The organism is Halalkalibacter lacteus, from assembly GCF_036663595.1.
GTDB lineage: Bacteria > Bacillota > Bacilli > Bacillales > Bacillaceae_D > Halalkalibacter > Halalkalibacter lacteus.
In genome coordinates, this window is the sequence record NZ_JAWRVL010000054.1 from 1 (window position 1) to 10,785 (window position 10,785).

Consider the following 10,785-nt stretch of genomic DNA (forward strand, 5'->3'; position numbering starts at 1 on the left):
TGAAAGATAGCTTAAAAGCATTGGAATTATACGAAAATATATTTGATATCGAGCGTGTGGAGGTTTCAAACTTTCCTGTTGGTCAAAATGAGGTAGTTTTTACCCTGTACGGCGTTAGCTTTCATATGTTAGATGAAAACCCAGAATTTCATTTGATTGCACCAAAACCTGACGACCCTAAAACTAGTTGGGTTAATGTTACTGTTCCAGACATTAAAAAGACGTATGCAAAAGCAATGGATTTAGGTTGTACAGAGGTGCAACCTGTGACTGATATGCATGACTACGGGGTATCGAACGCTATATTCATGGACCCATATGGTTATATATGGATGTTGCATCAAGTCCATAAAGAGGTTAGTCATGAAGAACGTATAAAGCTTTGGGAAGAAAAAAGGGAGAATTGACATTGGGTGGTATAAAATGGGTAGGATTAATTTTAATGATAATAGCTGCTTTGGTATATTGGGTATCTAAAGTGAATAATTTAGAGCCCATTTTCACTAATGTATCTATAGTTTCCATTGTTTTAGGTGTTATTATAATGGCTACTGGGGTTATCATAGGTAAAAGAATTAAATAGGTCTAAACAGTTATAAAACAAAGAATGCGATGCTTGAATAATCAAAGCATCGCATTCTTTGTACTACTAACGAAGAAAATATTGTTCTTGGATGGAGTAAGTAGGGAAGTATTTTTTACTTTTTCTTAATAGAGATCCAGATCTCATTTTTTTGATCTTTGCTAGCTAGTATTTCCGGTCCTTCTGTTAGCTCATAGGAAGATGTCGGTAACCACTCAGAGTATATTCGCTGCCAATGCTTTTCAACTTGCAACCAATCTCCCTCCACTTCAAAAATTGCCCAGGTTAACGCAGGAACTTCTAATGTTGAATACTCATTAATCTCGTCTTGTGTAGTAACTGCACCGATATACTGATTAAAAGTAGCCTTTTCGTCTGAACTCTCTGAGTAGTTGACGGAGACATGAACAATCCCATAAGGTTCCTTATTGGAGAGTGACTCCAATTCACCCATTTTCGTATCACTGATACCTGCAATCATATTTTCGTAGGTTGGTGAAAGGATTCCATTAACCATCTCGACCTCATACTTAACTCCAATCACTTTAAAAGCATCTTTTTCAACAATACGATATTTCATTTCGCTTCCTCCCTGAATAGTTAATTGAAAGGTCATTCTTGGATATGCTTTCAAGTTTTGCTGTGGCTTCCTAGATAAGGAGGGTGTTACTCCATGGCAATTTTGAAAAGCTCGTGTAAAGGCATCAGGAGATTGATATCCATATTTCATTGCTATATCAATTACTTTCACTTGAGAGTCCTTCAATTCTAAAGCAGCCAAAGTAAGTCGCCTTCTGCGAATGTACTCAGATATGGTGATACCTGAAAGAAGAGTAAAGAGACGTTTGAAATGATACTTAGAGCAAAAAGCTCTATTCGCTACTTCATCTAAGTCAATCGTGCTATCCAAATTTTCTTCAATATAATTTAGTGCATCATTCATCCCTTGTAACATATCAATAAGATTTAACCCCTTTCCACTAATACACTACCAGGATAAATATCCCCTTACCCTACTTTTCGTGCTAATTTCAGTCGGTTTCTATTTTATACTTTTACAATAGAAATTTCTAATAGCAATAGTGAGTATCCTTGGACATTTGTATAGAAAATAAGATATGAAACAGACTCTGGACTTGGTGAAATCATTACATTTGTAACTACTGCTGTTGTAGATAATCAAGTTAAGATGGTAATAAGAAGGTTCTCGAGGTTCGTAGTGCTGATTCAGCCTACAGATAAGGAAAGCTTGAAGCATTTAACTCCACGGGAAAAAGATATTGCAGGGTTAGTCGCACATGGACTTTCCAATCGCGAAATAGGAGGAGTAAGTCTAACTTCCGTTCCTGAAAAAGAACACCGCTTTTGAATCAGGAGATGTTCATTTAATTATATTTATTAACAATGTTATTATAAGTAATGACAGTCAAGATATGGTTACCTAAATAGCTTATAATAAAAGCAATCCATTGCAGTTAAGATTGGAACAAACATATTAGCACCAATGAGGTTTGACATGAAACTACTAATAAAATGTAATATTACCGAACGATGTAATATACTTCTATATATTATTAGTACATTAGATAAAGGGCATCGCTAACTATTTGCTAGTAATGCCCTTTAGTAAGCTTATGCACGTAACCACTTTATAATTTCTTTTGGAGAAGCATTCTTGCCATACATTAATATTCCAACTTTAAATATCTTACCGGATAGTTTCATACATAACCAAGCACTAATAGCTAAAATAGCTAAAGCAATGATAATTTCAACCCAAGGCCATTCTTCCAATAAGGAAAGGCGAAGAATGAGCACTCCTGGTGTTGTGAATGGTATATAGGTGCCGATTTGTGCCATAAGTCCACTTGGGTCACCAAATACTGGCCCAATAAATATAAATGGAGCAAATGGTAGCATCATAATTAGACCTTGAAAGTTACCAGCGGTACTAATGTCTGCCATCGTAGCACCGACTCCTACAAATAGTGCAGCAAAGAGTAAATATCCTAACAAAGCTATAAGGACGAGTATCGCTAGTTCTGGAACAAATAAATACTCCATGAATGGAATATCGATTCGCCAACTAAGAACTGGGAGTACTAAAGCTATAGAAACGAAGGTTTGAATAATTCCTAAAGCAAAATATCCAATTATTTTTCCTTGCATTAATTCTGCAGGTGCTACTGATGAGAGGATAATTTCAGCAATTTTATTTTTCTTTTCATCAGATGCGCTTTGGAAAATCGCCATTCCTGTAAAAACAATTGACAGCATAATTAATCCAGCAAAGGCTCCTGGTACCATCCGTTCTAGTTCTTTTGTAGTCATGCCACCACCAGATTCTATAGATGAGGATTCTTCAGATGTTGGCTCGGTGAAGGTAATACCTTTTGTAATCATTGCTAGTTCATCTGTAGACACACCCAATTGTTCCATTTGCACAGCTTGAATGGGTGTTGCTAATAATTGAACTTGGTTAATAAAAAAGGAATCAATTTCATCACTCATATAAACAGGGACTACTCCTTCACCCAGTGCTCGCTCATCAATGAATAGATATGCCGTATCTTCGCTTTCGTTTAATTCGTTTTCTACATCTGACTCTCTAATATCCGTTGGTTCTAAATTCCAATTAAACTCACTTTGGTCTACCAACGCCTCTAATTCTGTATAAACATTTAGCTGATCATTAACCATTACATTCGTAGGGGTTGCTTCTTCATCGTTACTAAAAAGACTAGGTACTACCATAAATAATATAAAAATCACGGGTGTTAAAAATAGTCCAATTAAAAAGGACTTATTCTTAATATTACGTTTTATTTCCCATTTCGCTATTTTCAGGGTGTTACGCATTTGATTCACCTACTTTTCCCATTCCCCTTTTTCCTGTCGCAATGTCAATGAAAATTTCATGTAAAGTAATTCGGTCAATGTTTAATTCATTTATCATTAATTGTTCAGGTAGATGTTTTATCCAAGTGGCTGGGTTCACATTATTGGTTAAGTATAAAATCGATGTATTCCCATCTTGCTCCACTCGCTGTACTTCGGGGAGTCGCTCTAGGGTGCTTTTTTCATTTTCTCCTCGGATGGTGCATTTGAAATTGGCATATTCCGTTTTTACTTCATCCATCGTTCCATAGATAACTTTTTGCCCTTTGTTTATCATGAATAAGCGATCAGCTAACTCTTCAACTAAATTCATTTGATGAGAGGATAATAGAATAGCGGTTCCTTTTTCGGCTAATTTACGAATTTCCTCTTTGAAGATATCTTGACTAACTGGATCAAGTCCTGAGAATGGCTCATCCAAAATAAGGAATTCGGGTTCATGGATAATTGAAGCTATAAATTGTACTTTTTGCCCCATCCCTTTTGAAAGTTCTTCAACGGATACGTTTTCTTTTCCTTCTAAGTCAAATTTTTTCAAGTAATCTAGTGCTCGTTCTTTTGCTTTCTTAAGTGGATAATCTTTGAGTTCTGCAAGGTACAATAAAATATCCATTACTTTTACATTCTTGTATAATCCACGCTCTTCAGGCAGGTAGCCGATTTTGTTTCTTGGGATATCATGGTAGTTGTGAAATGTAATTGATCCCTCATCCGGATACATAATCCCCATAATATTACGTATTGTTGTTGATTTTCCAGCACCATTAGGGCCTAGTATGGCCATGATTTCCCCTTTCTTAACTTCAAAGGAAATATTTCGTAGAACTCTTGTTTCTTTAAATGACTTGCCCAAACTTTCTACGGTTAACATTGTTTCCATCCAAACACTCAACCTTTCTTATTCTTTAGTTGAAGGTATAACATACTTCCTTTACGTTATAGTGAGAAAAAGGTTTCAGAAATGGGATATAAAAGTTCGACATTTCCTGTTGGAATTTCAACTTCGTAGTTGACGGATACTGCGCAGCAAGTGATTAACCAACTATGCATAGATACTAGTAGTTTCATTATTTTTGCACACAATTCATTATTTTCTGGTATTAATTTTTTATGAAGATCAATTAGATTGTGAAGGGTTTCACTTAAACTAACGGCTGCTTTAGTTATAAAAGGAGAGGATATATTTATTACAATGTTGAATTATTATGGAAGCAATAATTAATTATATTTGGAGAGTGACAATGAAGAATGGTTCTTCTTTAACTTATCCATTGTTCCTAGGGTCGGATTTCTCTATCATTCAAATTATATTTTCTCTTGGTGGACAACCAAACATGCGGGAATATTCTCGATTGAATTGTGACTGACTTTCGTAGGATATTGACTCTCGATAGCGGTAATGATAAAAAAACTAGAAAAGGAAACCAAATAAGACGACGTGAATGGGATTTCCAATATGTTCCTCTACCCAACTCAGAATAAAATGTTTCATCTGATGTCAAAATGCGACAAAAAAGTAATATGAAACTTTAGTTAAAAGTAAAAATGTGATATTCACACAAGCATTAGTAAGAACATCACCATATCATAAGATAAATGCTTATTGAGGTGATTTTTCATGGTTAAAAAATATAGTGGATGCTGCCCAATATATCCGGTACCAAAAGCAAAAAAGCAAAAATGCAAATGTCCGCCTGGTCGACGAGGAGCTACTGGCCCAGCAGGACCCCAAGGAGAAACGGGACCTCCTGGCCCACAAGGACCCCAAGGAGAAACGGGACCTCAAGGTGAACCAGGTCCTCCTGGGCTAATATCAGTAAATCGCATTTATGTAGCAAATTTTAATAGTAACGATGTTTCCGTGATTGATGGTACAACCAATTCGATAATTGCTACTATTCCAGTTGGAGTTAACCCAGCAGGGGTAAATGTCAATCCATTAACCGATCGTATTTATGTAACAAATCAAGGCGATGATACTGTTTCCGTAATTGATGGAGTAACCAATACGGTGATTGCTACCGTCCCAGTCGGGCTTGAACCAAGTGATGCAGGGGTCAATATAGATACTAATACCATTTATACTGCAAATTTTAATTCATTGGATACAACTGAAGATGTTTCCGTGATTAGTGGATTGACCAACACGGTGATTGATACCATTACAATTCCGGGTCTCAATTTATCAACTGGGATAAGAGCCAATCCATTAACTAACCTTATTTATGTAGCAAACTTTAATTTTGATCATGTTTCTGTAATAGATGGATCAACCAATACGATAATTGATACCATTCCAGTCCAAGTTAATCCATTCAGAATAGGGGTCAATCCAAATACTAATCGTATTTATGTATCAAATTTCACCAGTAATACTGTTTCCGTGATTGATGGATCAACCAATACGGTAATCGCTAACGTTCCGGTCGGGGTTACTCCAGGTGAAGTGGGAGTCAATACAACTACGAATGCTATTTACGTACCAAATCGAGGCACTAATAATGTTTCCTTGATTGATGGATTAACGAACACTGTGGTTGCTACTATTCCGGTCGGGACTAATCCAAATGGAGTTGACGTCAATCCATTAACCAATCGTATTTATGTAACAAATCAGGACGATGATAGTGTTTCCGTAATTGATGGAGTAACCAATACGGTGATTGCTACCATTCCTGTCGGAGATCGTCCGTTTTCAGTAGGAGTTAATCCATAAGGGAGATTTGCTAATTCGATTCTTTTATGACAAAAAGCCAAGGTTTTTTTAAAAAATTACAATGCTAATGTTTCCTTTTGTTTGATGTGTCGAGTATGGTTATAAGTCACATGTATACTCGATACATAAGAGTATACACGTGACTTATATATTTGCTTTTTCCTATATTATCTATATAAAAAAGTGAGGTAATTCTATATGAGTAATGGTGAATTGTTAGATGTATTGATCAATCTTGTTGAGGATGCAGGAAGTGTTCTTTTTATCCGAGCAGGCACACTAGCCGAACGCCCTCAATCTCAACCAGTTGGGAACTTGTTTATTGATACTACAACGCGTATTATGTATCGGTTCAATGGAAAAAAATGGGAATATTTACCGAGTTTATCTGATGTGATTAATCCTTCTGTATCTGAAGAAGTCACTGAATCGTCTGGAACTGTCGAAGCTACAAAACCTAAAGATCTTTACCAAATTGTTCGAGCAAAAAGCCCTTTTTAATTTTTTATGTAATTGAATTGAGAAACTCATTGAACCCATATAGCGAATTAAATATATCTCCTCAGGATGTTGAAATGACCATCTTTGAGACTCTGAAACATAACTGGGGAATAAGGAGATACCGCAAATTTAGTTGCGGAAGCAGTTAGAAAAATAATTGAATCGTTGACAGATTATAAGGTGGAAAAGGAGTTAAATAAGATTTTAAAAAAGAAGATAGGTCTTTATTAAATAAGATCACTTTTAATGAAACATGAGGAACGTAGTGGTGACGTTTCTCTGTTTTTTTTTGAGGGTTACAATGCAAATTATTCCAATTTTTTCTAAACTCATTGTGAACAATTGCACTTAAACTAACGGGCGCTTATATGTAGTATGATTTTCCACCGTATTCAACGTAAGTAAAGATACGAAAAGTGCCGAATTTGTATCTTTGTTAAAGCATTATATATAGTAAGTAATTATAGTTTTTAACGTTAACAAACATAGGACTTTACGTGGAGGGATGGGTATGATAGGCTCGCATGCCTGATGAAACAACGGCTTCAGGCTTTCAAGACCAATCATGCCCACAGAGGCTCCGCGTCAAGTTCTTAAACGCTTATCTATGGTTACATGGAAACAATGATAAAGGATGCACCATATCAATGTTTTGGAACGGATACTATATATAAGCATCCTTATGCTCAATAAGAAAAAGGAAAAACAACAGATGCTCTTGTTGCGCAGTACAACGATACTATTCAATAGAAAATGATCTTACACAATCGGGCACGATTGCGGTAGACCATAAGCCTAATTCCTCGGTAACAATTAAGAAGGATTAGGCTTTTTTATTTCAAAATCCTTGATGTTTCTCTATTGGTAAACAACGTTGACAGCAAGTGGTAAATTTCGTGGAAACTGCTGGTAAAAAACATGGCAGATATGGTTCATTTTTGTGGCTGTAATCACTCTTTCTTATAATAGAATTTACTTTGCGGTCTACAGCAAGAACCCTGTCATCAAGCCTATAGGGGTAATTTTTTTGCTTCAATGTTTAAAAAATATGAAACTCGTCCATGATGCTAATAGAATGGCATAATGGGAGGTAAAGATTATGAAGTGCAAAGACTGTGACAGCAAAGGGGCAACAGATAAAAAATGGGGATTTTGCTCAAAATGTTATAAGCAATACAAAAAAAGTTTTTCAGTGGTCTCGACCTGTCCCCTCGTCCCATTATTCGGGGGAAACATTGAAGTAAAAGGAAATGACAAAAGTATACTCAAGTACAAAGCGGTGATTATGCTTGGTCCCCCCTATGATCAGAGTTCATATTTACAAAGGGGTAGGAGATCAATTTAATTTTAGAAACGTTTTCTGCTTGAGAGCAACGTTGTCCTTTTAGAATATCAAATTGTACGCGTTGCCCTTCATCAAAGGATTTAAAACCATCACCAGTAATCTTTACTATTGTTATGTAAATAAAATAAAAAATGGTTTCCTGGTCTAGAAAACATTTTTGTAGTTGACCATATGGTGTTACCAATTCGTTTTTCTCTTTTACGTAAAGAAGATAAACAATTACTATTCACTGTCTCAGTAGATGTAAAAAATTCTTAAAGATAGAGGTGAGATTGATTGTTTTTTCTTCTAGAAATAATGACTTAAATAATATATTGTATACCTAAAACAATGAAAGCCCTACCTCTCTTTCATCCTTACGGCTCCTTGTCCGTGCCAGTGTGAATCAGGATTGCAAAAATCAAGTGACTATTTTATCGAGTTATTTGATGAAACTTCAAACGTTCGTTAAAGAAATTTAAATAATAAAAATGGATTAGATTGTAGAAATAACAAAAGAGGTTAATGCTCTAAAGGTGAGTTGGAGAAGTTGAATGTCTTTGAAAAGATTTACTTTTAATAATAAACATATTTCCAAAAAAATCAGGATATTTTCGGGAGATGTAATACATTTTCTTAAATTAACATTAACAGAAACTTTTTATTTGATTTTCAGTAATCCCTTTAATTGATCCCAGTTCACTAATCAAAAATTCATGTGCGTTATCTAACATTTTTTTTTCGCTTGTATTAAGTGCTTTTTCTTTCTTCATACGCATTAAATCACGTACAACTTCAGTACATTCCTGTATTTTACCCGTTTTTATTTTGTCCGTGTTCACTTTATACCTTTGTTTCCACGGCAGTAATCTATCTGATTCTCCATGATGAAAAATGTTTATGATGTGTTTTAATGCAATTATGTCAGTAACAGGGCGTATACTTAAACTCAATATTTTACCCGTAGGAATCATGACTTGCATATTACCGATTAACATTTTTATGACATAATACTGTTGTTTTTCCTCTGAGATTTCCTTTTCTTCTATGGCTTTAATTATACCTACTCCGTGCATTGGATAAACAATGTTATCGCCAATTTGAAACAAATAATCCACCTCCATATATGGTAACCTTCTTAACCTTAACATATATATTATTTTTTATCAAATTTTTAATAATATCATAAATTCATTTTCAGTGTCAACTACTTTTTCTTTAAAGATCAGAAAAAGCAAAAACAATAGGAATCGTGTCGGATTACCAATAAAGGGAAGGTTGATTTTCCCGCGTATATTCTGAAACCTCTACTAACCTTAATATTATTATTCTTTATAAAACCTTCCTGCGCAAATAACACAAAAAGCGACTGCCTTGTTCTGCAATCGCACCCGTTACTTTAAGTACAATATTACATAACCAATCCAAAAGTTCCGTCTGATTAACCGAAATTAGACTTATACCGTTATTTTATATTTTTGATTATTTTCAACATCATACGTGCTGCGACATTTTGTCCGTAAAACTGATTGGTTGTTCCTGTAAAGTATAGATCAGTCTTTGGATGGTAAAATGAAAAAGCCCCTGTCTGTCCCCAATGTCCTATCAATCCATTTTTTAATTCTTTAATGAATATAGGTTGATTTGCAATCCCGACTCCATAAAAGAATAATCCTGGACCAAAAAGGAGTTTCCAATCTTTCAGCTCATTGAAATATTCTTTCGGAAAGAAATGTCCATTGAAAAATGCCTTTAAAAATATCATAGATTCCTTCGCAGTTGATACAATGCCTCCTTCTGGTCCGATAGATGACATATATATTGGTAAATGGATTTCCTTATCTTTGTAATAGATAGGGGCAGGTTGATTATCATTCACATCTTCAAATAAATACGTGTCCTCTAAATTTAATTCATCAAAAATAAATTCCTTGAAGACCGTATGGATGTCTTTGTTTGTGATAGTTTCAATAATCTTACCTAAAAGCTGATAATTTGTATCAGAGTATTGAACCTTTTTACCAGGAATAAATTTCGGTTTCTTTTGTTTTGCACTCGCTATTGTTCTTTCAAAGCCCCAACTCTGGTCTATTCCTGCCGTTAATTCCCTGACTACATCAGAAGAAAAATAATCAGGAATTCCTGATGTGTTGGACATTAAGTGTTTGATTGTTAAATCTTTGGAGTATTCTATACCTTTATATAGGTGGAGTTCATGTAGAATTTCCTCAGATAAATATTCTGAGATTTTATTTTGGAGGTTCAGACGATTTTTTGATTTTAATATTAGTATAACAGCAGTGACATATAGTTTTGTAACGCTTGCTATAAAATATGGTTTATTTGTAGTTAGATTTCCAGATGCGTATAAGTGCGATAATGAGTTATCTCCATTTTCGACACATAGTACAACACCATATATGTTTTTCTTTGATACTGCGGTTGTCACTAATTCAGCAACAAATGATGGCTCAATTGTTCTTAACAACTATAATATCCTCCTTTCATTCAAACAATCTTTACTTTTAGCTATCATCTTCCAATTAATTAATCTTTCAAGTATCAAAAGTTGATGATTGTTCTTCATATTATATTCACAACCTTAATAGTTATAGCATTATTCTTGTTCAACTCTTTTGCCCGTTAGCACAAGGAGCGACTACTCTTATTGAGCAATCGCACCCGTTCGTAATATAAGGTTAGCCAGATTTTTCTGGTTGACCTTTTTCTATATGGTCTTATGATAACGGTAGTCGGGGTAGA

The 10,785-nt window shown here is 34.9% G+C and carries 10 protein-coding genes and 1 pseudogene; 5 read left to right on the forward strand and 6 right to left on the reverse strand.

Translation table 11 applies throughout. The features are described from left to right. Together SAZ04_RS20890 and SAZ04_RS20895 are read left to right on the forward strand one after the other, a co-directional pair. Positions 1-407 (forward strand): VOC family protein (locus tag SAZ04_RS20890; protein WP_332699175.1); only part of this gene is annotated, 407 nt, incomplete at its 5' end. 2 nt (positions 408-409) lie between these two features. Further along, a complete protein-coding gene (locus SAZ04_RS20895) occupies positions 410-583 on the forward strand; it encodes a hypothetical protein (RefSeq protein WP_332699178.1) in 174 nt (57 codons plus the stop codon). Positions 584-698: 115 nt separating this feature from the next. Here the strand turns inward: SAZ04_RS20895 and SAZ04_RS20900 are convergent, their stop codons facing one another. Beyond that, a complete protein-coding gene (locus tag SAZ04_RS20900) occupies positions 699-1,544 on the reverse strand; it encodes an AraC family transcriptional regulator (protein ID WP_431309042.1) in 846 nt (281 codons plus the stop codon). Between the two features lie 258 nt (positions 1,545-1,802). Here SAZ04_RS20900 and SAZ04_RS20905 point away from each other — a divergent pair, with 258 nt between their 5' ends. Further along, the gene (locus tag SAZ04_RS20905; protein WP_332699183.1) at positions 1,803-1,952 is read left to right on the forward strand and encodes a helix-turn-helix domain-containing protein; all 150 of its coding nucleotides are present in this window, start codon (positions 1,803-1,805) and stop codon (positions 1,950-1,952) included. A 263-nt stretch (positions 1,953-2,215) separates the two neighbouring features. Here SAZ04_RS20905 and SAZ04_RS20910 read toward each other — a convergent pair whose 3' ends face one another. Both SAZ04_RS20910 and SAZ04_RS20915 read right to left on the reverse strand, forming a co-directional pair. Next, positions 2,216-3,442, reverse strand: a complete 1,227-nt coding sequence (locus SAZ04_RS20910; protein WP_332699186.1) for an ABC transporter permease — start codon at positions 3,440-3,442, stop codon at positions 2,216-2,218. Beyond that, complete coding sequence (locus SAZ04_RS20915; protein ID WP_332699189.1) at positions 3,435-4,361, reverse strand: ABC transporter ATP-binding protein; 927 nt, start codon at positions 4,359-4,361, stop codon at positions 3,435-3,437. Before SAZ04_RS20915 ends, SAZ04_RS20910 begins: the two co-directional genes overlap by 8 nt. Positions 4,362-5,099: 738 nt before the next feature. Between SAZ04_RS20915 and SAZ04_RS20920 the strand changes: the two genes are divergently transcribed. Together SAZ04_RS20920 and SAZ04_RS20925 are read left to right on the forward strand one after the other, a co-directional pair. Next, a complete protein-coding gene (locus SAZ04_RS20920) occupies positions 5,100-6,197 on the forward strand; it encodes a YncE family protein (protein ID WP_332699194.1) in 1,098 nt (365 codons plus the stop codon). Positions 6,198-6,395: 198 nt separating this feature from the next. After that, a complete protein-coding gene (locus tag SAZ04_RS20925) occupies positions 6,396-6,698 on the forward strand; it encodes a hypothetical protein (RefSeq protein WP_332699197.1) in 303 nt (100 codons plus the stop codon). 1,343 nt (positions 6,699-8,041) lie between these two features. Here the strand turns inward: SAZ04_RS20925 and SAZ04_RS20930 are convergent. The 3 genes and pseudogenes from SAZ04_RS20930 to SAZ04_RS20940 form a co-directional block, all read right to left on the reverse strand. Next, a pseudogene (locus SAZ04_RS20930) lies at positions 8,042-8,143 on the reverse strand (cold shock domain-containing protein); the annotation flags it as partial. A gap of 526 nt (positions 8,144-8,669) precedes the next feature. After that, entirely contained in the window at positions 8,670-9,146 is a 477-nt protein-coding gene (locus SAZ04_RS20935; RefSeq protein ID WP_332699199.1) for a CarD family transcriptional regulator, read from the reverse strand. A 341-nt stretch (positions 9,147-9,487) separates the two neighbouring features. Further along, complete coding sequence (locus SAZ04_RS20940; protein ID WP_332699202.1) at positions 9,488-10,510, reverse strand: serine hydrolase domain-containing protein; 1,023 nt, start codon at positions 10,508-10,510, stop codon at positions 9,488-9,490. Between the last annotated feature and the right edge of the window lie 275 nt (positions 10,511-10,785).

Bases quoted from the DNA above. Each gene is read 5' to 3' on its own strand.
- SAZ04_RS20910 (WP_332699186.1), bottom strand. From the start codon at position 3,442: ATGCGTAACACCCTGAAAATAGCGAAATGGGAAATAAAACGTAATATT.
- SAZ04_RS20915 (WP_332699189.1), bottom strand. From the start codon at position 4,361: ATGGAAACAATGTTAACCGTAGAAAGTTTGGGCAAGTCATTTAAAGAA.
- SAZ04_RS20920 (WP_332699194.1), top strand. From the start codon at position 5,100: ATGGTTAAAAAATATAGTGGATGCTGCCCAATATATCCGGTACCAAAA.
- SAZ04_RS20925 (WP_332699197.1), top strand. From the start codon at position 6,396: ATGAGTAATGGTGAATTGTTAGATGTATTGATCAATCTTGTTGAGGAT.
- SAZ04_RS20935 (WP_332699199.1), bottom strand. From the start codon at position 9,146: ATGGAGGTGGATTATTTGTTTCAAATTGGCGATAACATTGTTTATCCA.